This is a genomic window from Thiothrix subterranea, assembly GCF_016772315.1.
Taxonomy (GTDB): domain Bacteria; phylum Pseudomonadota; class Gammaproteobacteria; order Thiotrichales; family Thiotrichaceae; genus Thiothrix; species Thiothrix subterranea.
Genome location: NZ_CP053482.1, coordinates 2,077,390 through 2,102,528 on the forward strand (window position 1 = coordinate 2,077,390; position 25,139 = coordinate 2,102,528).

Below are 25,139 nucleotides of genomic sequence, written 5' to 3' on the forward strand. Positions count from 1 at the left end.
ATCACGCTTCCATGACCAATTGCTGATCCCGCACGCGAATGCTGGCCTTACCTGCCAATACCGCCGTAAACAAATCATTCACCAACGCGCCACGCCAATCGTCAGACAGGGTGGTGCGCCCTTCTTCCAGCATTTTTTCAAGCTGTTGGCGGGTGGCAATCATTTGCGCCGAAATGCCGTTTTCATGCGCGACTTGATTGAGCAGGGCGGTCAGCACGTCCGCCACCACGCTCATGGACGCATCCAGTTTGCGGCGACGCGGTAAGGATGGGCATTCACTTTTCGGCACTGCTTGTCCACGAGCAATGCAAGCCAGCCATTCGCCCGCACCGCGTTCAATTTGTTCATCGCTCAAGCCACGAATCTGGCGCAATGCCGCTGGGCTGTCCGGTTGCATCCGTGCCATGTCTAGCAAGATTTCATCGGATAAAATCCAGCGTCGGGGAATGTCTTTGAGCAAGGCACGCTGTTCACGCCATGCCGCTAATTCGCGCAAAATTGCCAATTGCTGCGGCTTGAGGATTTGCAAGCCTTTCACCCGTTCCCACACGGTTTGCGGGTCAACGGTGTAAGTCGCGGGATCGGCGAGTTTTTGGAACGGTTTTTCCAACCAATGCATCCGCCCCAATTGTTCCAGTTGTTCGCGCAAGCGCAAATAAACATCGCGCAAATGGCGTACATCGTCAATGGCGTATTCCAGTTGCGCCCTCGTCAAAGGGCGGCGTGACCAATCGGTACGTGACTGCGATTTATCCAGCGCTATGCCCAGCAAGGCTTCCACCAAACGCGCATACCCCAATTGGTCGCCCATGCCCAACACGGCAGCGGCAACTTGGGTATCAAACAGCGGGGCGGGTACGTTGCCATTGCCTAAATGGTGGAAGATTTCCAGATCTTGCCAAGCGGCGTGCAAGACTTTCAGGCGCTGTGGCTGATTGAGCCACTTCAGAAACGGTTGCAAATCACTAATCGCGATGGGGTCAATGCACGCCAAGGTGTCAGCACTGGCAATTTGGATCAAACACAATCGCGGGTAATAGGTTTTTTCGCGGATGAATTCCGTATCCAAGGTAATCCATTCGGCAGCATCGAGCCGAGCCATGAGGTCGGTTAACTTTTCGGCATTATCAATATAATCAAACATAGACGTGGTGCGCTTCAACTAGAACAGCAACGATTGTACGGCAAACAGGGGTGTAACCATACCTTGGAACACCCGCATACCCATAAAAACACAGCAATCCTCATGGCTTTGGTGCACTGCAACGTTAGTGTTTAAGAATATTTGAAATATCAACTGTTTGTTGACATTGCTCACGTTTTTCTGCACATTGAGAAATATCAAATTTCCTGAACAGTAACGCTTTTGAAACCGCTAGTGAGGGTAGTTGCCATGCACAGTATTGCTAGGTTGTGTATGGTCTGAGCGGTCAACCCGGTCAACACGACCGGGTTTTTTTTCGGGTTCGCTAAACCGGATTCAACAACGCTTCCAAGTACGTGGTGATGCTACTCGCCGTTTTCCGTTCCGAGCTACTCAATGTTATCCCCTGAATCAGCGCGGCATTGCGCAAACCCAGCAAATAACGTATCAACAAAATCGCATCTTTATCAGCCTGCTGCTGTCCATCCGCGTCAATGTCCATCACCTGCTGCACGGCGGCTAATTGCGTTTCCAGTGTCGCAAGATTGAACGTATGCTGGGTAACACCTTCCACCAACGCGGCTCCGCGTGTCCCTTGCAAATAACGGGCGATGAGCACTCCTTCCACCAAGCCCGTGGGCGGAATGTTGCTACCGCGCAGGCGCAATGACGGCGGCGTGCCGGTTGCCCCCAACCAACTGCTAATCAGCGGCCAAGTGCGCTCGAAACGGCTGTATTCATCCGGCGCAGCGGGATTGGCACAATCCGACGAACCGCCCAGCAAAGAACCGTTGAGGTAATGTTTGCCGCCCTGTTCCACCCAAATGCCCGAACCGCTGCTCCCCGGTGCGGTAATGCCGGTATGCCACTGCACGCTGGAAAAATCACCGTTAGTATCGGGGATGACAGAATAGCCCCCGTTGAGGGTTTCCATCCGCATGTGCGCTTGAAAATTACCCATTGCGTACTTTTTCGGGCTGCCCAAACCGTGATGGATGCCGGTCACGGCTTGATTGCTGGTCAGGGGCGTATTCGTCCACCCCGACATCAATACGCCAGTGGGCGGATTTTTATTCAGACGCACAAAGGTTGTGTCTAACGCCGTTTTGCTCATCAATAATTGTGCGCCGCCGGTGGTTTGCGTAAAGCTGCTGTTAGTGCCGCCACAGGTGGCATTTGCATACAACCAGAACAAATCCATGGTGCTGGCGGCTTGCTGATTGTTAACACAATGCGCGGCGGTGAAAAAATACGGTACTTGCGTGTACACATCGTTATCTGCCAGCACCGTTCCCGAACACAAATAACTCAAACCATCCGCTTCGGTAAACACATAACGCGCCACCGCTTTGCCGGTTTCCTGCCAAGCAGGGCTGGCACAGGCGATGTCTTGCTGGCAACTGGCGTATTCTTCTTTGACAATACTGCTTTTGAGCTGACTACTGGCGGGGTCAACCACCAAATGCGAAAGCTGCGGCAGTGCCAATTCCACCTGTTGAGGCGTTACCCCGGTGGGCAGAAACACCTCCATGCCCAAGGTATCGCCTTCCACCGTCGGCGACCAAGTAAGGCTATGGGCGGCGGCATCCGCCGCAAACACTTGGGCCGGGTTCGTGGGGGAATAAAAGCGCAGCTCTGCGCCTGCGGGGAAATTGCCGATCTGCACCTGCGCCCGCACCCGCACCGCGCCAGTGGAGGTCACACTGAAATGCGCCACTTTGCCGCCGCTAACCGTTGTCCATTGCCACGCATTCAAATCCATGGTGTCACTGACGCTGCTGGGCAATGCCCGCCCGACGCCGACGCGATACGCCTTCGCCCCTTGCCCGTTTTGCAATAACTGAAGCTCAACGTCTTGCAATGCCGGTAAACTCACCGCATTAGCCGTTGCCGTAGTGTTGCGCGTGGTTGCACCCCGTGCTGCCGCCTTGGGCAATACCGGCAAGCGCAATGCCACCGTTTCAGTGGCGGTTTCGCCTTGAAAAACTTCCGGTTCAGCGCGGCTATTTGCCTGTACCGGGTGCGCCAAGGCCAGTAATAAACACGTCAGGGTTAGCATTTTCATCGTGAATGACCTTATTGCGGCAAGCTGCTGGGCAGAATGTAATTGGTGCTGTTAGTGCTATTGCCCGGTGCTAATAAAATATTGCCTAATAAGGCATTGACGTCATTATCCGGGCCGACGTAGAGGGTTTTACCGTCCAGATTCATATCGGTTGTTCGATAGCCCGGTAACTGAAAGTTGGTATGCGCTCCAGTATTTTCCGGGCTGGCGAGGATGACGCCCAGCACCGTGTTTTTGTCGTTACCGGGGCCATCGGAAATCAATTTGAAATCCGCATTGGCATCGCCCGTCGGCAACAGTCGCACCGCGCTTTGTGAAATCCGCACCTCATTGCCGTAAATCGGCGTGGTACTTTGGGTGAAATCCAGCGTGCTGGCATTGGCGGTCAGTTTGAGTGGGGCAGCACTCATTACCGCCAAATGATTACGGTGACGCAAAGCCACATAATAATCCCCCGGCGCAACCTTAAAGCTCAGAGCGGTGCTTCCCGTCATGGCATCAACGACATCGCCATCACGTTGCAATAAGGCGGCTTGGCTGGCAACGCGCGTTTGCGGCTGTTGTTGCGGGCGTAATTCCACCAATACCCAATCGACGATTGCATCATTACCCGTGGTTGCCAGCAAGGTGGTGGTCGTGGCTTCACTGCATACGGCTGTGTCAATGGAAGCGAATTAGTGGTACGCAAACTATCCCGCATCTGCGCATCCGCACTCACGTAAGCGCCTTGTAGCATTCCGCGCAACTTGAGCGTTACCGATTCTGCGACGGTTTCCGCCGTCACTTTCATTGGCGTTGTTTGCAAGGCCACGCCATCCGCCGTGTCACTGGCGCTGGTGCGGATGTGGGTCGTGCCGATAAACCCTGGCAACACGTCAAACGCCACTTCACCCAAGGTTAGTGGCAATCCGTCAGCACCCGGCCATTGCGCGGTCACATCCACCCATGCCAGCGTGAGGTAGCTGTCGGTACTGGCATCCGCATCCCCATTGGCGCTATCCACGCTCACTTCCCCAACCGGCTGGAGACCGTAAGCGAAAGCCTTACTCACACCCTTGAATTGCAAGGCATTGGCATTGAAATGCACCCGCAAACCCAGTCCGGTTTCTGCGCCATTATCCGGGGTTGCCACGGTGTAAACGGGCTTAAAAACGATTACACTACCGCCGCTAACCGTGGTAGCCGCTGTCGAAGGCTGGATGATTTGAGTGGCGTGAACCGGCAATGCTATGCACACCAACAGACACGCCAAACCGATGGAATACTTCATGCTTGATGGCTATCCATGTTATTTTTTATGATTAGTGATAAATTTAGCAGAACTCTCTTTACAAATAAAACTCCAATGATCTAAACGGTCTATCAAAGGGCAAACAATGAACGATTATTCTCTCACTACCGCGCCAAGCACTGACATTCTCTCCTCCGCTTTCCTGTTGGGGAACGTGGGCGCACCTTTTGTCATCGGTCTGGCGGTCGGCTATTTCGCCAAAAAAATGTTGCGGCTTGCCTTGTTTCTTGGCGGCGCGGCAATTGTGTTGTTGTTCGTCACCGAGTATTACGGGATTACCGAAATGACTGATGAAAAACTGCAAAGTGCTGCCAATGCCGCTACCGGCATGGTCAAACAATCGGGGGGTTTTCTGGTCGAACGCCTCTCGTACATCACCAGCAAGGGCGTGAGTGCAGTTGCTGGATTTTTTGTCGGACTGAAAATCGGCTAAACCTTGTGTTTTTTGGCTATTGACGCCATATTAATATCCCTAGATTAATCACCAGTCAGGGAGATGAGTGTCATGGAAACCCGTATCGAAGTTGAAAATATCCGCTGTGGTGGTTGTGCGAATACCATTTCCAAAAAACTAATGGAAAATGAACAAATCCAAGCGGTGGATGTCGATATAGAGCATCAGGTTGTCACCTTGCATAGCAGCGAAGCCGTGCGTGACGCTGCCGTGCAAACCCTGTTTGGCCTTGGCTACCCCGAACGCGGTTCCGTCGAAGGCTTGGCATCCCTGAAAGAAAAAGCCCGTTCAGTCGTCAGTTGCGCGATTGGGCGGATTGACATGCCTAAAAAAGGTTAACCCCATGAAATACCCTCTCATCCTGCTGACCCTGCTCGGCATCAGCACCAGTGCTACCCTCCATGCAGAAGACAGTGCCGCTGAAAACAACAATGCGGCACTCACTGAACTGTGTAACACCTATGCTGAAGAAGACGGCATTAGTGACGGTAAAAAATCAGCATACTTGCAAGAATGCTTGAGTAATATGACCGATTTAACCGAAAGCATACAGGAAGATTTGCCCCTCGCGGCGGCGGAAGAAACCCCAGAACTCACTGAGTCAGCGACCAAGCCGGTCAATAATACTCCAGAGAAATTGGTGCAAAATGAGCTGGTTGAAACCCCGGATCCTTCCGCCGAACAACTGAGTGCTGGAAAATAGAACGCTTATATGCCATAAATCTATTTTAATTAAAAAAATCTATTTTACTTGATAAGCTGATTAGCTAATAAATAACAATATTCGACCTATTTATCAGGTGGGCAACAATATGATCGGGGTATTTGTCACCTTTTGGCGGCATCAACAAGGGCAACACGCCGTTGCCAACGTACTGGATAGCGCCCAAGGATTCGTCGCCCGTGAGCGCGAACTCTTGGCATTGGATCACGCTTGGCACGATGAAGCCACCGGCTTTTTTCTACTCAATGCACTCGGCGGCACGGGGAAAACGTCCTTGCTGCAAGCGTGGTTAAGCAGGTTGGAAGCCGCTGATTGGTTGGGGGCTGACAAAGTGTATGCGTGGTCATTCCCCGACAGCACTGACGCGGCGGATGTGCCAGCATTGGTTGACGAATTCGTTCAACACGCGCTGCAATGGTTTGGCAATCACCTGATTTTGCCCGAACACCCCCTTGAGCGCGTCAACCTGTTAGCCAAACTGATTCAACGCACGCGCACGCTCTTAGTGTTGGATAATTTCCCCAGTGTCAGTTTTGATGCTGATGAAATAACCGATGAATCACCCGCCCCGCAGACGCAGGCACTGGGTGTTCTCATTAATTTACTGGCAGCGTATAACCCCGGCTTATGCGTGATTGCGTCTCGCCAGCCATTGCCAAGCTGCGAAGTATTTCAACAACATATCACCCAATACACCTTGCCCGATTTGAGTGAAGACGAAGGTGCGGAATTATTGCGTCAACGCGGGGTGCTCTTATTACCCGATACCTTGCGAAGACTTTCACATGACTTTTGCGGTCATGCGCTTACCCTCAATTTATTGGGGTCACACCTTGCTAACGGTGGGCGTGTCGAAGAAGCACACAGCATTCTGGCATGGCGCGATAAAGAGCGCGAAGGCTTACAAACACGGCGCGTACTCGCCTTAATCGAACAATGGCTGTGGAAAACCCCAGAGCTATTATTGCTCTACCTCATCACTTTATTGGATCGCCCGGTGACGCAAAAAGAATTATTCTTGCTGCTGCACAGTCAGCGACAAGCGTGGTTTCAGCGTTGGTTGAAGCCCGATGAAACCCTGCAAGCGCTGGTGCCGCTGAGCAAACTCAGTATTCGCGAATTTTCCAGAGTGCAACGCCGCTTGTATCACCTTCAATTGATTACCGCCGCTCCCGACACCGGCGCATTGGATGTGCATAGCCTGTTACGCACCTATTTCCGCGAACGGGTACGCGCCAGATTCCCCGGCATTCCCGAACGCCTGCAAAGTTTATTGGAAAAATGCACGCAAACGCTCGCCACCGTGCTTCCCCCTAATACCGCGACCTTGCCCGGTAGTCAGATCAAATATTTGGCATTGGGGCATTCCGACTTGCAAGCAACCGTCACAGCGACTCGCTCGCTCGGCGTCAAACTGGAAAAATCCGCCCTACAAAAACATTGGTATCGCGCTTCGATCATTGCGAATCACTTGTGTGAACACCATTTGATTCTCGGTAATCTCGCGGCGGCGATGTATTGCGCCCGACGCGGGGTGGCGTATGCGGAACTCAGCCACGACCAACCCAGCATGGCGCAAAACATGAAGCTGTTGACGCGCTTATTGCGTTTAACCGGCGGCGTTCGCGAAGCCGCATTCCTGTTGCAACGCGCTCGTAATATGGCGGGCAGCCAACCCACGGTTAAACGCCTCAGTGCCTGACTGAACTTTCTGCCAGAAAGGGGGACTGAATGGCAGATGGGTTGCTTGACAAGTGCGGATGATTTGCTACCGTGTAGCCCATAAAAACGTTTTACAGGCATTGGGGAATGCAAATGACCAGGATCTTTATCCGGGACGAATACCATTGTGGGCAGCGCGATACCGAGGCGGAAGACTACGTTAAGCAGTTTGAAACCCCCGTATTATTTGGGCGTACTCACGAAATCGGTTTACTCAATCAAGCTTGGGTTGATAGCCAGTCACGCTTATTTTTGTTGCATGGGGAGGCGGGGATAGGCAAAACCGCCCTAATACATAAATGGCTGCATACCCTGCAAAAAAAGCACTGGCATGACGCCGAAACGGTATTCCTCTGGTCATTTTACCCACCCGATCTTACTCAGCCCCTGCAAGACCCGGTAGAAGAATTTTTCCGCTATGCGCTGCATTGGTTTGGTGGAGAAGTCGCCACCTGCTGCCCCAATTTATTACAGGGTGAATATTTAGCCAAATTGGTGAGTGCGCACCATACTTTATTGATTTTGGACGGTGTAGAAACCTTACAATACACCAAAGGCAGCAGCGAGAACCAAGTCGGCGACCCGCGTCTGAATGTGTTATTGGAACGCCTTGCTGCTCAAAATCCAGGTCTGTGCGTTGTCATTGGGCGCAAATCCTTAGCAGGCAACTTCCCCGACGCCGGAGTCAAACGCCATGCACTGGAAAAATTATCCGTCGATGCCGCTGCCGAATGCTTAACCCACAAAGGCGTGCAAGCCGATAGCGACAAATTGCGTCAAATGGCGGTCGATTACGGGCAAAATCCTCTGACCATGCATTTGCTGGGTGGCTACCTGAGCGTGTGGCACGCGGGCGATTGGCAACGCATGGATCGAATCCCTGTGTTGATGGATCAGCAAGCCGACGGTCGCCAAGCCCGCCGCATTCTGGTCGCCAACGCCACCGAATTGCACGGCAAACCCAGCGAAGCCATCCTCTATCTCTTGAGTTTGTTGTACCGCCCAGTGCACTGGGACACGTTGGAAGCCTTACTCAGTCGAGAGCGTGGCTGGTCGCTGCCCCCGATTTTCAAGCGTCCGCCGCAAGACAATTACGCCAGCCTGATCGCAGGCTTCTTACGCCTAAGCCAACGCAAGCGTTACCAAGCCATCCTGCAATTGCGTGAATTGGGTTTGCTGGAACTCTCCGGGCGGTGTTTCTGGCTGCCGCTGTGGGTGCGGGAAGCTTACCAACGGCAATTCAAATACGATTGGCCGGTGGCGTGGAAACAAACCAATGCGCACCTGATGCAATACCACGCGGCGCTGCCGCCTGTTACCGACACGCTGGCAAATATCGTCCCGCTGACGGTCACACAAAAATCGGTCAAAGTAACCGGACCGTTCGGCAAATTAATTACCCCGACGCCCACCACCGTCGCCGAACCTGTCATGGTCGCTGAAACGGTAACACCACCACCTGAGTTCACCGAAGCCAGCGTGTATACACCGAACATTGATTTGGCATGGCTCAGCAGCATAACGCCCGCGCTCACCGCAGCCTTGCCACCTGCTGCAATCATCAGTAGCGCGGAAATCAATCCGGTGATTGAGGTATCGGCAGAGCCACCCGCGCTGCAACGCACTGACCTCGACAAGATGATTGAGCTAATGACCCAGCTCAAACGCTATCAGAACACCTTACACACCTTGCAAATTCGTACCAAAAAATACCAAAAACAAGTCCGCCAATTGGATAAAGAGGTGCAAGCGTGTGCCGTCCGCGCTTGACGGATAATAACGAAGGCAGTTACCGATTGTTGTGAGAACTGCTATGTTAAGTCACGTTATTGAAAGGGATGCCCGCCATGTCGACCAATGTGATTAATGTTTTTTGCCAATTAAATTACACCATCGTCGAACCCACGAGTTTTGTGTTCAGCATTGCACCCGCGAAAACAGATTTCCAACAGCTACAGCAAGAAGCGTTAACGGTGACGCCTTATACGCCGGTGGAGTGGGTGGACATTGGCGACTACGGCAGTCGTTTGATACGTTTTCAAGCACAACCGGGGACGTTAACGGTAGAATACCGTGCCAGCGTGCAGTTAATGCCAGTGTTGATGCCTGCCGCACCCTTAGAGGAAATTCAATTTAGCGCCTTATCCGCTGATATTTTACCTTATTTAAACCCCAGCCGTTATTGTGAATCGGATCGCTTAGGCCGTTTTGCTTTTAAGGAATTTGGTCAGTTACCCATGGGGTATGCACGGGTGCAGGCTGTCGCTGATTGGGTCTATCACAATATTGATTACCTGCCCGGCAGCACCGATGCTTCATCCGGTGCTTGCGATGTATTGATTCAGCGGGCGGGTGTGTGCCGCGATTTTGCGCATTTAAGCATTGCGTTTTGTCGCGCTCTGGGCATTCCGGCACGCTACGTCGCGGGGTATGCACCTGAATTGAATCCCCCGGATTTCCACGGCTTTTTCGAGGCGTATTTGGGCGACAAGTGGTATTTATTTGATGCGACGAAACTTGCCCCAGTGAGTGGTTTTGTGCGCATTGGCACGGGTCGTGATGCTGCTGATGCGTCTTTCGCGACGCTTGTCGGTGAAGCCGCAATGGATAGCATGGTGGTGGCAGCGGTAACAGCTTCTGGTGAAAGTCTTCCCGATAACGGGGGCGCGGTGTCTAGCGCCACGCAATGAGTGACGCTTTGTACAACGTGACGGATGACTGACAGACAGAACCCTTTTTCCCGTATCTGCGCTATACTGCCCGCCTGTTCAACACCTTGCTGGCACTCATGGCTTTACTTCACTTACGCAATATCCACCTCGAAAACGGCGACAATCGCCTGTTTGACGGCATCGACCTCACCATTGAACCGAACGAACGCTTGTGTTTGTTAGGGCGCAACGGTACGGGCAAATCCACCCTCATGAAGCTGTTGTGCCGCGACATCCTGCCGGATGATGGCGAAATGATTCACCAGCCCGAACTCAAAATCGCCCGCCTGCAACAAGACGTGCCGCATGACCTTTCTGCCCGCATTTTCGACATTGTGGCAGAAGGCTTAGGCGAAGTAGCCCCCGAAGACGACTGGCAAATCCAGTGGAAAGTCGACACCGTGCTTTCCCGCATCCAGCTTGACCCTGATACCTTGTTTGAAAGCCTCTCCGGTGGCTGGAAACGTCGCGCATTGCTGGCTCGCGCCCTCGTTGCCGAACCCGATTTGCTGTTGCTGGACGAACCGACCAACCACCTCGACATCCCCGCGATTGAATGGTTGGAAAACTTCCTGATGGGCTTCAAAAGCACGCTGTTGTTTGTCAGCCATGACCGCTCCTTCGTGCAAAAATTGGCGACGCGCATTATTGAACTCGACCGGGGCAAGCTCACCAGTTGGCCGGGCAATTTTCAAAAATACCAAGAAAACAAACAAGCCGCGCTCGATGCCGAAGCCCAACAAGCCGCGCTGTTCGACAAGCGCTTAGCCGACGAAGAAGTGTGGATACGCCAAGGTGTCAAAGCCCGTCGCACCCGTAACGAAGGCCGCGTGCGCCGCTTGGAAGCGATGCGCGAAGAATTCAAGCAACGCCGCAACCTGCAAGGCAAAGTCACCGCGCAAATCGGGCAAGGCGACAATTCCGGCAAAATCGTGGTCGAAGCCGAACACTTGGATTACGGCTGGGATGGCAAGTTGTTGATTCAAGACTTCAACACCACCGTCTTGCGTGGTGACAAGATCGGCATTATTGGCCCCAACGGTGTCGGCAAAACCACTCTGATCAAACTGTTATTAGGGCAATTACAGCCCACGGCGGGTACGGTCAAGCTCGGCACACGCTTGCAAGTCGCCTATTTCGACCAACACCGTTCGCAATTTGATGGCGAAAAAAACCTGCGCGATAATATCGCCAGCGGTTCCGATTTTGTGGAAATCAACGGGCAAAAGCGCCATATCATCAGCTATTTGCAGGATTTCCTGTTCACCCCGCTGCAAATCCAAAAGCCGGTGAAAGTGCTGTCCGGCGGCGAACGTAACCGTTTATTGCTGGCGCGATTGTTCTCGCAACCTTCCAATTTACTGGTGCTCGACGAACCGACCAACGACCTCGATGCCGAAACCCTCGAATTGTTGGAAGAATTGCTGATCGACTACCAAGGCACGTTATTGCTGATTTCGCATGACAGAAGTTTCCTCAACTCAGTGGTCACGCGCACCATCGTGTTTGATAACGACACGATTGGCGAATACGCGGGCGGTTACGACGACTGGCTGTTACAACGCCCGCAGCCGGTGTCAGAGAAAGACAAATCTGCCGCCAAAACCGAAAAACCGGCGGAAAAACCCGTCGTGGTCGCCGCTAAACCCGCTCCCAAAAAAAAGCTCAGTTTCAAGGATCAGCGCGAACTTGAACAATTGCCTGCCCGCATTGAGCAACTGGAATTGGCGATTGCCGCCCTCCACGAGCTGATGAGCCAGCCCGATTTTTTCCAACAAAGTGCCGCTCAAGTGGCAGCACGTCAGGATGAATTGCAAACGCTGGAGGCGGAAATGGAAACCACGTTCGCCCGTTGGGAAGCGCTGGAACAACAAGCTTAAGCTTGCGGGCATAAAAAAACCGGCGTCCACAAGTGTCGGCCGGTTGAAATATGTGCCAGATGATATGGTCAGTTGAGGGGTCTCTGGCACACCAAGTTGATTAGAAAGAGTCCTTACAACTTGAAATCAGCATAGCAAACAAAAAGTTAATGCCGGTTTACACGTCAAGTCTTTTTCCATGATCTTTGTCAAAAATTGTGGGAATTTTCCTAGTAATCACCATAGGTTTCCGCCATGCAACACGACCGCATCTTTGATGGTTTGGCTCAACGCTTCCAGCGCAGCATCTACGATGACCCGCGTGGCGCGATTCGCTTGGCTATTCTGCAAGATGATTTGCAAGCCTTGGTGGTCAATACCCGTCCGTTGCGGATTCTGGATGCCGGTGGCGGCTTGGGGCAAATGGCGATTTGGTTAGCAGAGCAAGGCCACCGTGTGGTGTTGGCGGAACCGTCCGGCGAAATGTTGCAACGCGCTGCCGCCACCATTGTCGACGCTGGGGTGCAAGATTCCATCCAATTATTGCCGCTGAGTGTGCAAGAACTCGCCGCCAACGACTGTGGCAGTTTTGACCTGATTACGTTTCACGCGGTATTGGAATGGATGGCGCAACCACGCGCGGGCTTAGCCGAGTTGTTGTCCCATTTGAAACCCGGTGGCTGGTTGTCGCTGATGTTTTTCAACCACCATTCCACCGTGATGCGGCGGCTGATTGCCGGTGATTTGGAAACCGTGCGCCAAGGCAATATTGCCAGTGATGGGCAACGCGGCTTAGCACCGATTTCCCCGCTGAAACCCGATGAAGTCTTAAGCTGGCTGGCTCCCATGGGTTTGGAATTGCATACCTGGTCGGGGGTGCGCTGCTTTTACGATTACATGTACCGCGATGTGCGCAAAGCCGCCAAATTGGAAGAAGTGTTGCCACTGGAACGCCAGTATTCGCAACAAGAACCTTGGCGTTCGCTGGCGCGTTACCAGCACATGCTGTGCCGCAAACTCACAACCACCGGCGAATAGCAGCGGCTAATTCAGCGGGGGGCACCGCGTGTTGCACTTGTTCGCGCACTTGCCCTTGCTTATCAATCACGTACAAAATCGCGGAATGGTCGATGGTGTACGCCATGGCTGACCCCGGCACTTCCACCTTGCGGTAAAATGCATTGTAACGGCGGGTAATTTCCTGCAATTGTGCTTGTTCGCCGCTCACGCCCACCAGATTGGGGTGAAAATAACCGACGTAACGCTGGATGTGCGCCAAGGTGTCGCGTTCCGGGTCAACCGATACGAATAACCCTTGCACTTGCTGCAATTCGGCAGCATTCAACTGCCCCAGCGCGGCTTTCAATGTCGCCATTGAGGTGGGGCAAATATCCGGGCAGGCGGTGTAGCCAAAATACAGCACCACGGTTTTGCCACGAAAATCACGCAGATTGACCGCGCCATTGACGCCTTGCAAGGTAAAATCCCCACCTTGCGGTAAGGGTAAAGCGGCATCGCTGACTACCGCATCCGGGCTGAAAAATCCGGCGGCGATCCACGCACCACCCGCGCCTAAGGCCATGGCTAATACGACCCCAATGATTTGTTTCAACATCAAACTCTACTCAAGCGGTTATCAATAATGCTAAGATAAGCCCAATCAAAGGGGCATACCTTGAAAAAAAGCAAGCAGGATCATATTAACAACAATATCCTGTCCGTGGGACACGTTATCTGCGTACTATAACAATGCATGTATTGCCAATGAACCTAGCTGACGAACCGTTAGCCAAAACTTTTCCCATTGCCGCGCTGTTGCATCTAGCACTGATTTTCGGCGTGGGCTTTCTCCCAGAAATTAACCAGAATACTCGCCTTGCACCTGTATTGGACATTACCCTCGTGCAAACGCATTCGGCAGAAGCGCCCGATGTGGTGGATTTCATCGCGCAAGCCAACCAGCAAGCCAGTGGCAGCAGCGATGAAGCCAACCGCCCGCAAAGCCCGCTGTCTTCGCTTTTGCCGATCGAAACCAGTGGCGAATCGCCGGTGCAATCCGAAGCCGGTTCCCCCGACACGCCGCTGAAATTGACCCCGCAAATCCTCACCACCAAGGGCGAAACCTTCAAGCGCGTCGAGAAAACCCCGGAACAGCCGGTAGAGGAAGAAGACGTGCCGGTGGCGGATGAACGCACCGATGCCACCGAAGAAATTGCCCAATTACTCGCCGAAATGGATGAAGACGAAGCGCGTTACGCCCGCCGCCCGCGCATCCATTTCATTGATGCCGTGAGTGCTAAAAGTGCGGTGGAAGCGGAATACATTGATGCCTGGGTGAAAAAAATTGAGCGCATCGGCAATATCAATTTCCCCGAAGAAGCCATTATGCGCAACCTCAGTGGCAAACTTATCCTCAATGCCACGCTGGATCATGGCGGGCGTGTCGTTGACGCGCAAATTAGTCTATCATCAGGGTATGACGTGCTGGACAAAGCCGCGCTGCGCATTATTAAACTCGCAGGTCCTTACCCCGCATTGCCTGATGAAATTCGCCGCAAGTGGGATCAATTAAACATCACTCGCACGTGGATTTTCCACAGCGGAACCCTGAATACCCAATAGCCAGAGCGTGATCGAAACAACCGTGACTCAAGATACCTTCAACTTGCGTAATCATCTGCTGATTGCAATGCCGAGCATGGGCGACCCCAACTTCGAGCACACGGTCAGCCTGATCTGCCAACACGATGAATTCGGCGCGTTTGGTGTGACCATTAATCGCCCGCTGGATATGACCGTGGGCGAGTTATTTGAGCAACTCGACATTGTGATTGACGACCCGCACATTGCCGGGCAATACGCGCTCAGTGGCGGCCCGGTGCAAGCCGAACAAGGTTTTGTCTTGCATGACGGCGACCGTAACTGGGATAGCACCTTGCGCATCAGTGACGATTTAGCGCTCACTTCATCACGCGATATTTTGCAAGACATTGCACACGATCGCGGCCCTGCACACTTTTTGCTGTTGCTGGGCTGTGCGGGTTGGAGTCCGGGGCAACTCGAACACGAAATCAAAGAAAATGCTTGGTTAACCTGCGCTTCCACTGCGCCGATTTTATTCGAGATGCCGTATCAGGAACGCTGGCGCGGTGCGGCACGTACTCTTGGTGTGGATTTGAACTTATTAGGGGTTATGGCGGGTCACGCATGAGTCACATGACGGTGCTAGGCTTTGATTACGGCAAGGCAAGAATTGGCGTGGCGATTACCAATACCGTCACCGGGATTGCTACCCCGCAGTCGACCATTCAAGCGCACGACGGTGTACCCGATTGGAATGCGATTAGCCGTTGCCTGCAAGAATGGCAGCCGAAGCGCTTGGTGGTGGGAATGCCACGCAAACTGGATGGTTCGGACAGCGCCATGCAAGAGCCGATTTTACGCTTTATCCGCCAATTGGAAGGGCGTTATCACCTGCCAGTTGACGTGGTAAGCGAACAACTCTCATCACTGGAAGCGGAACAACGCTTGAAACAAGCCCGCCAAGCCGGACGCAAGCGCAAAGTGCGTAAAGAAGAAATTGACCAAATAGCAGCGACGATCATTCTCGAAAGCTGGATGCAGGAATACACCCATGGACAACAAGAACTATAATATCAACGAATTACTCGACCAGCTCGAACAACAAACTCGCGCATGGATGCAAGTCCACCAGATTACCAATCCGGTAATGGTCGGCTTACACACCGCAGGCGTTTGGGTCGCCCAAGCCCTACACCAACGCTTAGCAATTAGCGAAGCACTCGGCGAACTCAGTGCTACTTTCTACCGCGATGATTTCAATCGGGTCGGTTTGCATCGCCAACAAAAACCGTCGCATTTGCCGTTTGAGATTGAAGGTCGCCATGTATTGCTGGTGGATGATGTGGTCTACACGGGGCGTACTTTACGGGGCGCAATGAACGAATTGTTTGATTTTGGTCGCCCTGCCAGCATTACTGTGATTGCGCTGATTGCGCGTGAAGGGCGTGAGTTACCGATTGAACCGCAAATCAATGCGTTGCGTGAAGAACCGGGCAGTGGTTTCCGTTATCAAGTCAGTGGCCCCGAGCCACTGAGTCTGCAATTGGTTAAAATATGAACGAGTCATGACAGAAATTCCAGAAACCCCATCCCCTGACACAGTTACTACGCCGACAACGGTTGACTTATTACGCCACGGGCAAGTTGTGACCCCTGATTTGTTTTGCGCGCCTAGTAACGAACCGCTTGGCAATCATGGCTGGAAACAACTTGCCATCGCCACCAATCCGGGGAAGTGGGACATCGTAATCAGCTCCCCCAGCCGCCGTTGCCACGATTTTGCCCGCTTATTGGCGCAGCGCCTCGATTGTCCGTTTGTGGTCGATGCGCGGTTTGGGGAAATGGATTTCGGCGATTGGATCGGCAAAACCCACACCGCCATCTGGGAACAAGACCCAGAACTCATGCAACACTTGTGGTATCAGCCGCGCCGCTTTATTGCCCCCAATGGCGAAGCGATGGAAGATTTCATCGACCGCGTGCAAGCAGGCTGGCAGGATTTGCAGAACATTTACGCGGGGCAAAACGTGTTACTGCTGACTCATGCGGGCGTGATTCGGGTGGTGTTGGCAAAAGTGCTCGACATCCTTTACCAGCGTAGCTTGCGCTTTGAAGTGGGCTACGCGCAGATTACGCGGGTGCGCACTTACCCTGACGGGGAAACCTCATTGGTCGGGCACGGTTTGCCACACGCCTGACACGTTTTAAACCGGCAATACCCCTTTCTGAAACACCAACGCGCCGGTTTCTGTCCGCAATTTGCCGTGCAACACACCTTTAGCGGCAAAGTGGTAATCGCCCGCCTTGAGGTGCAAGTCCCCCAACCACATTTCGCCTTCGAGCATAATGCACTCTTCATCGTAGGGGTGCGGATGCCCTGGCATTTCAAACCCCGGTTCCAACCGTGCCAAATACGTGACCACCGGGGAATGCGCACTTTGGTGCAAGATTTTGATTGCTGCACCGGGGACAGCGTGTATCCATTCCCCTTCCGCCGCGCGAATGGTTTGGAAACCCGGTGTCAGGCACGCGCTTTCTGCCGCCACTTTTTCCAGCATAGCGGTGCGCATCCGCAGTTTCAGCGCGGCTGGCACTGTCGCACTGGCGTGGTGTTCTGCCAATAATGCTACTACGTCCGCGTCCAATGCGTCTGTCATTACGTTGTTGTCGTCATTGCTGTTCATGACACACCTCTGTCTGGAAAAGAATCCGCCAAGGCGGCGCGTAAAATCGCTTGCGCCCGCCGTAACTGTGTTTTGATTGTCCCTAACGGTTCGCCGGTATGCGCGGCGATTTCCTGATGGCTCAAGCCTCGATAGAACGCCAATGCAATCAATTGGCGTTGCGGCGCATCCAATAATTGCAAGGCAGTTTGCAAGGCACTGTCCGCTTCCACCGTCAAGGTTAACTCGAGCGGGTTGGGCGTAGCGGTATCGGCTGCCTCGAAATCATCGCTCAATTCCACTTGCTGTTTGGTGGTGGCAGACTCTTTGCGCAGTGCATCAATTGCACGGCTGTGTGCCATCATCAACAACCATGCCAGCGGGGTAGCACGTTCGGCGCTGTAACTGCCCGCTGCCCGCCACACTTGTAAATACACATCGCTGACAATCTCTTCCGCCAACGCCGGATTCGCGGTGACTTTGAGCGCAACGGCGTACACCCTGCCCACGGTTGCATCGTAAAAACTGCCCAATGCCTGTTGATCACCCCGCTGTACTTGTGCCAGCAAAGGGTAAAGTTCGGCCTGATCGTGTGCCATTCATGCTCTCCCGCAAAATGATTTTGTGAGTCTAGCACAGGGGCATTGCATCCCGAATTTTAAAAAATAAGCCTGACGGATGAGGGGGAATCCTGTCAGGCTTTAAAACCCCAGCCCTAGAGCCAGGGGAGTGTGTTGCGGAACGCTTATTGTTGAGTGGTACGGCTACGCAAGTATTCGGTCAACGCTTCACGCCCGGCACTGCCATCACCATCGCCCAGATACGGCCCCACTTGCGGCTCACCCGTGGCACTCAAGCCCGGAAAGTAAAACGGATGCGGTGATTCTGTGCCGCGTGCGGGGTCAAGCAGTTTGTTCAAACCGGCAGCAGCAGTTGCCCCGCCAACGGAACCGTCATGCAGGAAATCATCCTTGGCATTCAAGTCCAGCAACAACGGTTTGGCGTAACCCGGTTTTGACCCCGGCGCACTGACGGGTTCACCGCGAATACTCGCATCCAACACCACCAGTGACAGGTCGTAATTCGGGTCAGCACCTGCCAGCGTTTTCTGGATATTGGTAATGCCTTTGTCCGAACGATCCAGCAAGGTCAGCAGATTATTGCTGTAAGGGCGGTACAATTGTTCGAGTGGGCGCACAAAACTTTCCACCGCCTTATCCGGTGCAGTATGGCAGGCAATGCAATTTGCCCCACCCGCAGCGCGTGGCATCATGAAAATCTGTTCGCCCAATGCCACTTTTTCAGGATTCAAACCCGCCGGAGCAGCAGGCGATTGCAATTGATCGGTGTATGCCCGCAATGCTTGCAATTTGTTCTCATCCACCCGCAAACCCACCGGGCCAGTCGGCGAACCTGCCGCCATGCCGGTAGTATTCGCGGTCACAAACGGCTTGATGGCGTCGGAAGTCGTGGCATCGGGTATCACATGGGTTGCCCGCAACACCGTTTCATAACGTTCGGCAATTTCATCCCCCACCGGCCCTGCGAGGAAGTTCAGGAAAGCACGCCCGTCTTTGGTCAGTAAGCTGGTCGGGTCGAGTGCCACGGTGTATACCAGATTGTTGAAATCATCCAGTTTCTCAAACGCGCCACTGCTACCCCACGGCGCAGCAAGGTCGGTACGGAAAAACGGCGGGATGTACGTGGCATTGCCGATACCATCCGGGGTCGCGTCAAACGAGCTAATCGGGTAATGGCGCAAGCCTTCAGCGGTCATGCCTGTCAGGTATTCGCGGGCAGCGGCGGTTTGATCTGCAATCGAATCGCTGCTTTTAATACCGGCGAAACTGCCACGCCCTAGGGTTGCATCGCCCAGCGCGTCATACGACAGTTGCAGGAACGGCAAATACGCCAGCGGGTTTTCTGCCGCTGCAAAAATTGCCCCAACATCCAGCTTTTCCGCAATCACGCCATCGACTTGTTTGCCGACCGAACCGGGGCCTGCAAACCCCGCAGGCACGATGGAATTATCGGTAGCCGCATGGCACAAGGAGCACGATACCCCGATGCGGTCGCCCACCAGCGGGTTGAAAACGCTATCATTTTTGAACGCGGGATCACTGCCCAAGGGTTTGCGCTGACCTGCCGCATCGAAGGGTACAACCCCGATGACTGCGCCTTCGTTGATCAAGGCAAGGGTCACTTCCGGCTTGGCCAGCACGGTGTCGCTGGGGGATGTGCCTGCCTTGATTTGATCTAACGCGCCCACTAAGGCGGTGGCTGTCCCCGGCGATAGGGCTTCGACATTCACGTTCAGCCCCAGATTCAGGGCATCCAGCGGGGTGACGCCTGCGCCCGCCAAGCCTTGCGGCAAGCGCATGGCATCTGTCCAGAAACGTTCGTTGCCGAAGGTTTCGTAGCTGAATACGCTTTTGCCCAAAGCGACGGGGGAAACGGCTGGCGGGGCAGGTGTCACAGGCGTCACGGGTGTGGGGTTCGGGTCGGGGGTGACAGTCGCGTTATTGCTGCTGCCGCCATTGCAGCCACTCAGTAAGGCTGCCAGTAATACGCTGGCACCGCCCACACGCGGATAGGTGAGATTACGTCGGCTAAAGTTGTTCATCATGGCTCTCCAATCGTTCGTTATCAGGATTCGGGCAGCGCTGGTATCGACATGTCTTGAGGTATTACGCAAGCGCGTGACAACTGGATTGGTGTTTGTGCCATTTTGTGCAGAAAAAAGTGAAACGGCTCACTATTTAGGGAATACTGCTGGCTTAGTGTCTCGGTAAGTATTAGGGAAAAATCATGGCATACGCATTGAAGCATTTATCATCAAGCACGGACAAACCTCGCCCCTTACTCAAGTGGGTCGGTGGCAAGTCGCAGTTGCTCGATGAATTATTCAACAAAATGCCAAAACGCTATGGTCGTTACATCGAACCCTTCATCGGCGGAGGGGCATTATTTTTTGCGTCTCAACCCCAAAACGGCTTAATCGCTGATAGCAATCCCGAACTCATCAATTTGTATCAGGCGGTCGCTGACGATGTGGAAGCGGTGATTAAGCATCTGGCGCAATTTCGCTACGATAAAGAGCAATTTTACGCCGTCCGCGCTTGGGATTGGCACAGCCTCGAACCGAGTTTAGCTGCGGCTCGCACCATTTACTTAAACCGTACCTGTTTTAACGGCTTGTATCGGGTGAATAAGCAAGGGCAATTTAATGTGCCATTTGGTCGTTACACCAACCCCACGATTTTGGATGCTGATAACCTGCGGAATGCGGCGACTTTGCTGCAACATACCCAGATTGTGTGCGCGGATTACAAAACCGTTTTGCGCGAACATACCCAACCCGGCGATTTTGTATTTCTCGATCCGCCTTATTTGCCGGTATCCACTTACGCCGATTTTAAACGCTATACCAAAGAACAATTTCACGAAGAAGATCATATCGAATTATCCAGCGAAGTCATGCGCCTGCATGAATTGGGTTGCCATGTGGTCTTAACCAATGCGAATCATCCATTGGTGCATGAGTTGTACGGCGCTTTTACCTTGGATGTCTTGCAAACCAAGCGTTATATTTCCTGCCAAGGTAAAAAGCGCGAAGGGCAGGATGTGATCGTCAGCGTTCCCCCGAAAAAACAGTTTCAGCTCAAACTCGTTACCGCCTTGCCGATACAAATGAGTAAATACCCCTCTACCCGTTACATGGGATCGAAAAATAAATTGTTGGATGCGATTTGGAGTGTGGCTTCGCAGTTTGAATTTGACACCGTACACGATTTATTTGCCGGTTCTGGCGTGGTGAGTTACTTGTTTAAAACGCAAGGTAAACAAGTGGTTAGCAATGACTATATGGCAATGTCTCACACCATTAGCAAGGCCCTGATTGAAAATAACGATGTCACTTTGAGCAGTGCTGCCGCGCAAGCGTTATTGGATACACCAACGCTCGGTGATGGTTTTGTGGAGACGACCTTTCAAGGTTTGTATTTCAACGATGACGACAACCGTTTAATTGACCGTTTGCGGGCGAATATCAAGCTGATGGCTGATCCGTATCAACAAGCGATTGCGCGTGCTGCGTTGATCCGGGCTTGTGTTAAAAAACGCCCGCGCGGTATTTTTACGTATACGGGGGAACGTTACGACGATGGGCGTAAAGATTTAAAACTCACGTTTGCCACACAATTTTTAGAAGCAGTTACCACGTTGAATGCGGCGGTTTTTGATAACGGTAAACAAAACCGCTCATTGCATAAAGACGCGCTGGAAGTTTCCTCGAAAGGTTGCGATTTGGTGTATCTTGACCCACCTTATTATTCGCCTTACTCCGACAATGAATACGTGCGGCGTTACCATTTCGTCGAAGGCATTGCCCGCGATTGGCAAGGTGTGGAAATTCAACAACACACCCAAACCAAAAAGTTTAAGTCTTACCCAACGCCATTTTCTTCACGCCAAGGCGCGACAGCCGCATTTGATACCTTGTTTAAGCGTTTTAAAGACAGCATTTTATTGGTTTCCTACTCGTCCAATAGTCAGCCCACGCAAGAAGAAATGTTAGCCTTAATGGGTAAATACAAAACGCATGTGCAAGCCATTCCGGTCAACTACCGCTACTCAATGGGCAATCAACAGCACAAAGTCGGGGATAACAAGAATCAGGTCACAGAATACCTGTTCGTGGGGTATTAATGAAACCATGGTTATTTGGTAATACCCCTATGTGTCAAGCTACCTAACCGAATTTAAACTAAAATTCATCATAAGTATTATCTTTATCCATAATTGAGAAGTTTTTAACTCGGCGACCTATTTCTTCAAAAGTTGCTTTTGCCAATGTAAAAATAACATCATCTTGTTCAACCTCACTATTTAACATTTCTTTTTTATCTTCTTGTGTCAGAAATCCTTGGTTCTCTATCTTGTAAGAAACTTTCTCTTTATATTTCAACCAATCACTCAAGCCATTACTGACATCTTTATCAGGAAGAACACATTTATAAGAAGAGCCACTAGAAAAGGAAAAAGAAATTGCTTTTGTTTGCTTTTCATATATATTTTGAATCAGGTTTTCTGGAATATTTAAATTTTCAATTAAGGGATCAGTCATCATATAGGATAAATCTTCTTCATTATATGAGTAATGAGAAATATGATTATATGGAAAACCCTCATTTCTTACATCAAATTTTTCTTTTGTAATAAAGTCATAATACAAAGATATAACTCGAAGATTTCTCTCCTCAAAAAATAAGAATTGTATGTAGCAAATACGATAAAAAGACTTTCCTGATGATGTATTCCTCCATGTAGCAATTTTATCACCAATCTTCCGATGAAATGTATATAAGCCTGTTCTCCTAGAATTATTAATTCCACCAATATAAGACTGCTGTAGCATTCCCCAACTCGGAACTAATGGAAACACAGGCAAATCTATTTTATTTTTCAAAAAAACATCATTGGCAACTTTATTATCATAATATTTTCTTGTTTTTTCTTTAACAGAATAAAAATCTTCATTCAAAATTGTTTCAATAAAATATTTTTCCAAACTTACCATGTCATTCCAAAACATTTTTTCAATATCATTGGAAGATAATCTATTATATAAAATATTTTTTTGCTGCTCCACAAGAAAAGCGACTTCATAATTTAATTCTCGTATACCTTCTTTGAAAGAAGATAGTTCATCTTCAGTAACTCCATGAGCAAAAATAAAATAGACTATCACCATGAAGCAAGCAAGAAGCAAAAAAATAGATGAACTCACTGAATAATCATTATTTGCATATGCATTATAAATAGCAAAAAAAGAAATTAATGTAAGAACGATAATTGTAATTCTAAATATTTTTAATTGATTTGTTTTTTCAATAATGGCAATCTCCATATCTCTAATTCTTCTCCTTTGATTTCCTCCTATATTATAGCCATAATTGTATGGTCTATAAAAATAATACCAAAGCTTTTTGGTATTTTCACTCCATGAAGGATTGTCTAATATTTCCCTTCCATCTATAAAGTCTAGGTTTGATTTATCATCAAAGCATTTATAGTCTTCAATTAAAGAAGACTCGCCACTATATTCGAAGGTGTTGAGTTTTTTTGAGTTTGCCGACTTACTTCCATTATTAATAGCCAAAGATAAAATCTTATCAAGGATGGTTGATAAAAACTTCAAGATGAATTTGATTGTTTTAAAAATCTTACTAATAAACATAATTATTCGACCTATTGCAAAAGTATTGATGCTTTCTTTGAACTAATTTTCAACCCACTCAGCAGTTTTTTTTCTTGATCACTGATTGTAAAGCATGAACCTGATTGCATCTCTTTGAGTAAATTATATTTCTTATCTCCTAATCCATTAACATCACTGTGTTCATAGAAAACTATAAGCCACAACAGCTTAAAAAAATCATCATCCCGGAATCTTTCAATCATTGCATACATGCGACTGACGTTAGAATCACTTAAACTCCTTATATTAATATCGGATAGACTTGATAGTAGGTAATACATACAAACTTCTTTATCTTCTGGATTCATCGCTACTATTTTTCTAAATTTTTCTTTGGCTACGGGAAACATACCAATATCAAATAGTTTTTTCGCTTCACTTATTCCTATAGTTTCATTGCTTTGCGTGATATTTTGAGTAATGTTTTGTATTCCGCTGCCTGCATTAATATTTGGATTTTGATTTGAATTATTGAAATTAAAGTTTTGTGTTGTGCTCATATCTTCACCTATATCTTTAAAGTTTAAATTCTTCTCAAGAAAACTTAAGAGTTTTTGTAGTTCATCTAGATTCTTACTGTCTATTTTTGTTAGTATTTTTCCATCAATATCCCAGACACTTTCTCTCACATCAAAATAAAAATTAGACATTATTCCAAAATCTCGCACTTGTCCCTAGTCAACAAATCATGTGAAAAATCAACGGGAATGCGCTACAACCTATGATCATCATTTTCACCAAGGGAACGGAACACCCATGACAGAGTACAGCTACCATGCGCTCAAAGGCAAGAGCAAAACCTTCCGCGCCATGACAGGCATAGATCTGGGTGAATTCACCAAACTGTTGCCCCATTTTCAACGGGCATACACGGCGCAGTTGATTGTTGATGGTCATGAGAGTGAAACGAAGCGAGGTCGCCCCGGCAACCTGACAACGATCGAAGATAAGTTGTTCTTTATTCTGTATTATTTGAAGACTTACCCACTGCAAGAAGTGTTGGGCTACTCCTTCAATATGTCCCAAGGGTTAGCCAATCGGTGGATACATCGCCTGTGTCCCGTTTTGCAGTCGAGCTTAAAAAGCATGGGACATTCCCCGGCCAGACTCCCCGAAGAGGTATTGGAACGCCTTTCGCATGAAATGCCGCAAGCGCTGGGCTTGGATGCGACAGAACGCCGTATCCAACGTCCGACTGACTTTGGGGTTCAGGAGGAATACTACAGTGGAAAAAAAATTCCATTCGGTGAAGAATAACATAATAGCAGGCTTAGAAGATCGTGAAATCAAATACTTGGGAGAAACACGACGCGGCAAAGACCATGACAAACGCATCGCGGATGAGGAAGGCGTGAAAGTGCCAGAAGGGTATGAGATTTACCGGGATTTGGGCTATCTGGGGCATAATTCGGGTGACGGGGCAGTTGTCCACCAACCCAAGAAAAAGCCACGAGGTAAACCCTTGAGTGATAAGGATAAAGCGCATAATCGTGCCATTTCTAGCATTCGGGTGGTCATTGAACATGTGAACAGCGGTATCAAACGGTGTCGGTGCGTCAAAGATATTTTCCGCAACTACGTGGAAGATTTTGATGATTTAGTGATGGAAATCGCTTGTGGTTTGCACAATTTACGCACTGCCATGCGAATCAAAAACTACTGAA

Annotated in this window: 26 protein-coding genes; 16 read left to right on the forward strand and 10 right to left on the reverse strand. The window is 50.5% G+C overall.

What is annotated here, in order from left to right:
- Position 1 precedes the first annotated feature (1 nt).
- The 4 genes from rnd to HMY34_RS10225 form a co-directional block, all read right to left on the reverse strand.
- Positions 2–1,144, reverse strand: coding sequence for a ribonuclease D (rnd, locus tag HMY34_RS10210; protein WP_202715390.1), 1,143 nt, complete (start codon positions 1,142–1,144; stop codon positions 2–4).
- A 325-nt stretch (positions 1,145–1,469) separates the two neighbouring features.
- Positions 1,470–3,209 (reverse strand): trypsin-like serine peptidase, encoded by a 1,740-nt coding sequence (locus HMY34_RS10215; RefSeq protein ID WP_202715391.1) that lies wholly within the window; start codon positions 3,207–3,209, stop codon positions 1,470–1,472.
- An 11-nt stretch (positions 3,210–3,220) separates the two neighbouring features.
- Positions 3,221–3,790 (reverse strand): hypothetical protein, encoded by a 570-nt coding sequence (locus tag HMY34_RS10220; RefSeq protein WP_202715392.1) that lies wholly within the window; start codon positions 3,788–3,790, stop codon positions 3,221–3,223.
- Complete coding sequence (locus HMY34_RS10225; protein WP_202715393.1) at positions 3,700–4,479, reverse strand: hypothetical protein; 780 nt, start codon at positions 4,477–4,479, stop codon at positions 3,700–3,702. Before HMY34_RS10225 ends, HMY34_RS10220 begins: the two co-directional genes overlap by 91 nt.
- 106 nt (positions 4,480–4,585) lie before the next feature.
- Here HMY34_RS10225 and HMY34_RS10230 point away from each other — a divergent pair, with 106 nt between their 5' ends.
- From HMY34_RS10230 to HMY34_RS10265, 8 genes are all read left to right on the forward strand, one after another.
- On the forward strand, positions 4,586–4,933 hold the full coding sequence (locus HMY34_RS10230; RefSeq protein WP_202715394.1) for an FUN14 domain-containing protein: 348 nt from the start codon (positions 4,586–4,588) through the stop codon (positions 4,931–4,933).
- A 72-nt stretch (positions 4,934–5,005) separates the two neighbouring features.
- On the forward strand, positions 5,006–5,293 hold the full coding sequence (locus HMY34_RS10235) for a heavy-metal-associated domain-containing protein (RefSeq protein WP_202715395.1): 288 nt from the start codon (positions 5,006–5,008) through the stop codon (positions 5,291–5,293).
- 4 nt (positions 5,294–5,297) lie between these two features.
- Positions 5,298–5,657 (forward strand): hypothetical protein, encoded by a 360-nt coding sequence (locus HMY34_RS10240; RefSeq protein ID WP_202715396.1) that lies wholly within the window; start codon positions 5,298–5,300, stop codon positions 5,655–5,657.
- A 109-nt stretch (positions 5,658–5,766) separates the two neighbouring features.
- On the forward strand, positions 5,767–7,380 hold the full coding sequence (locus HMY34_RS10245) for a hypothetical protein (protein ID WP_202715397.1): 1,614 nt from the start codon (positions 5,767–5,769) through the stop codon (positions 7,378–7,380).
- Between the two features lie 107 nt (positions 7,381–7,487).
- Entirely contained in the window at positions 7,488–9,170 is a 1,683-nt protein-coding gene (locus tag HMY34_RS10250) for an ATP-binding protein (RefSeq protein WP_202715398.1), read from the forward strand.
- 77 nt (positions 9,171–9,247) lie between these two features.
- Positions 9,248–10,090, forward strand: coding sequence for a transglutaminase-like domain-containing protein (locus HMY34_RS10255; RefSeq protein WP_202715399.1), 843 nt, complete (start codon positions 9,248–9,250; stop codon positions 10,088–10,090).
- Positions 10,091–10,188: 98 nt separating this feature from the next.
- The gene (locus tag HMY34_RS10260) at positions 10,189–11,991 is read left to right on the forward strand and encodes an ATP-binding cassette domain-containing protein (RefSeq protein WP_202715400.1); all 1,803 of its coding nucleotides are present in this window, start codon (positions 10,189–10,191) and stop codon (positions 11,989–11,991) included.
- Positions 11,992–12,225: 234 nt separating this feature from the next.
- Positions 12,226–13,008, forward strand: coding sequence for a methyltransferase domain-containing protein (locus HMY34_RS10265; protein ID WP_202715401.1), 783 nt, complete (start codon positions 12,226–12,228; stop codon positions 13,006–13,008).
- Here HMY34_RS10265 and HMY34_RS10270 read toward each other — a convergent pair.
- Positions 12,989–13,585, reverse strand: coding sequence for an SCO family protein (locus tag HMY34_RS10270; protein ID WP_202715402.1), 597 nt, complete (start codon positions 13,583–13,585; stop codon positions 12,989–12,991). The two genes, HMY34_RS10265 and HMY34_RS10270, sit on opposite strands and share 20 nt — an antisense overlap.
- Positions 13,586–13,734: 149 nt before the next feature.
- On the opposite strand from HMY34_RS10270, the gene HMY34_RS10275 reads away from it, so the two are divergent.
- Genes HMY34_RS10275 through HMY34_RS10295 form a run of 5 tightly spaced genes read left to right on the forward strand, consistent with a single transcriptional unit; the run spans position 13,735 to position 16,751 of the window.
- Positions 13,735–14,592: an energy transducer TonB gene (locus HMY34_RS10275; RefSeq protein WP_228287821.1), complete on the forward strand. Its 858-nt coding sequence runs from the start codon at positions 13,735–13,737 to the stop codon at positions 14,590–14,592.
- Between the two features lie 22 nt (positions 14,593–14,614).
- On the forward strand, positions 14,615–15,181 hold the full coding sequence (locus tag HMY34_RS10280) for a YqgE/AlgH family protein (RefSeq protein ID WP_202715404.1): 567 nt from the start codon (positions 14,615–14,617) through the stop codon (positions 15,179–15,181).
- On the forward strand, positions 15,178–15,624 hold the full coding sequence (ruvX, locus tag HMY34_RS10285; protein WP_202715405.1) for a Holliday junction resolvase RuvX: 447 nt from the start codon (positions 15,178–15,180) through the stop codon (positions 15,622–15,624). The genes HMY34_RS10280 and ruvX overlap by 4 nt, the downstream gene beginning before the upstream one ends.
- The gene (gene pyrR, locus HMY34_RS10290; protein ID WP_202715406.1) at positions 15,605–16,111 is read left to right on the forward strand and encodes a bifunctional pyr operon transcriptional regulator/uracil phosphoribosyltransferase PyrR; all 507 of its coding nucleotides are present in this window, start codon (positions 15,605–15,607) and stop codon (positions 16,109–16,111) included. The genes ruvX and pyrR overlap by 20 nt, the downstream gene beginning before the upstream one ends.
- Positions 16,112–16,118: 7 nt before the next feature.
- Positions 16,119–16,751, forward strand: a complete 633-nt coding sequence (locus HMY34_RS10295; RefSeq protein WP_202715407.1) for a histidine phosphatase family protein — start codon at positions 16,119–16,121, stop codon at positions 16,749–16,751.
- A 6-nt stretch (positions 16,752–16,757) separates the two neighbouring features.
- Here HMY34_RS10295 and HMY34_RS10300 read toward each other — a convergent pair whose 3' ends face one another.
- The 3 genes from HMY34_RS10300 to HMY34_RS10310 form a co-directional block, all read right to left on the reverse strand.
- Positions 16,758–17,237, reverse strand: a complete 480-nt coding sequence (locus tag HMY34_RS10300; RefSeq protein ID WP_202715408.1) for a cupin domain-containing protein — start codon at positions 17,235–17,237, stop codon at positions 16,758–16,760.
- Positions 17,234–17,815, reverse strand: coding sequence for an RNA polymerase sigma factor (locus tag HMY34_RS10305; protein ID WP_202715409.1), 582 nt, complete (start codon positions 17,813–17,815; stop codon positions 17,234–17,236). The genes HMY34_RS10300 and HMY34_RS10305 overlap by 4 nt, the downstream gene beginning before the upstream one ends.
- Before the next feature lie 146 nt (positions 17,816–17,961).
- Complete coding sequence (locus HMY34_RS10310) at positions 17,962–19,839, reverse strand: hypothetical protein (protein ID WP_202715410.1); 1,878 nt, start codon at positions 19,837–19,839, stop codon at positions 17,962–17,964.
- Between the two features lie 185 nt (positions 19,840–20,024).
- Here HMY34_RS10310 and HMY34_RS10315 point away from each other — a divergent pair, with 185 nt between their 5' ends.
- Complete coding sequence (locus HMY34_RS10315; RefSeq protein WP_202715411.1) at positions 20,025–21,923, forward strand: Dam family site-specific DNA-(adenine-N6)-methyltransferase; 1,899 nt, start codon at positions 20,025–20,027, stop codon at positions 21,921–21,923.
- Positions 21,924–21,981: 58 nt separating this feature from the next.
- On the opposite strand, the gene HMY34_RS10320 is transcribed toward HMY34_RS10315, so the two are convergent.
- Positions 21,982–23,454 (reverse strand): hypothetical protein, encoded by a 1,473-nt coding sequence (locus tag HMY34_RS10320; RefSeq protein WP_202715412.1) that lies wholly within the window; start codon positions 23,452–23,454, stop codon positions 21,982–21,984.
- Positions 23,455–23,465: 11 nt separating this feature from the next.
- On the reverse strand, positions 23,466–24,125 hold the full coding sequence (locus tag HMY34_RS10325; protein ID WP_202715413.1) for a hypothetical protein: 660 nt from the start codon (positions 24,123–24,125) through the stop codon (positions 23,466–23,468).
- Positions 24,126–24,231: 106 nt separating this feature from the next.
- Here HMY34_RS10325 and HMY34_RS10330 point away from each other — a divergent pair, with 106 nt between their 5' ends.
- Positions 24,232–24,732 (forward strand): helix-turn-helix domain-containing protein, encoded by a 501-nt coding sequence (locus HMY34_RS10330; RefSeq protein ID WP_202715414.1) that lies wholly within the window; start codon positions 24,232–24,234, stop codon positions 24,730–24,732.
- The gene (locus HMY34_RS10335) at positions 24,701–25,138 is read left to right on the forward strand and encodes a transposase family protein (RefSeq protein WP_202715415.1); all 438 of its coding nucleotides are present in this window, start codon (positions 24,701–24,703) and stop codon (positions 25,136–25,138) included. Before HMY34_RS10330 ends, HMY34_RS10335 begins: the two co-directional genes overlap by 32 nt.
- Position 25,139 lies beyond the last annotated feature (1 nt).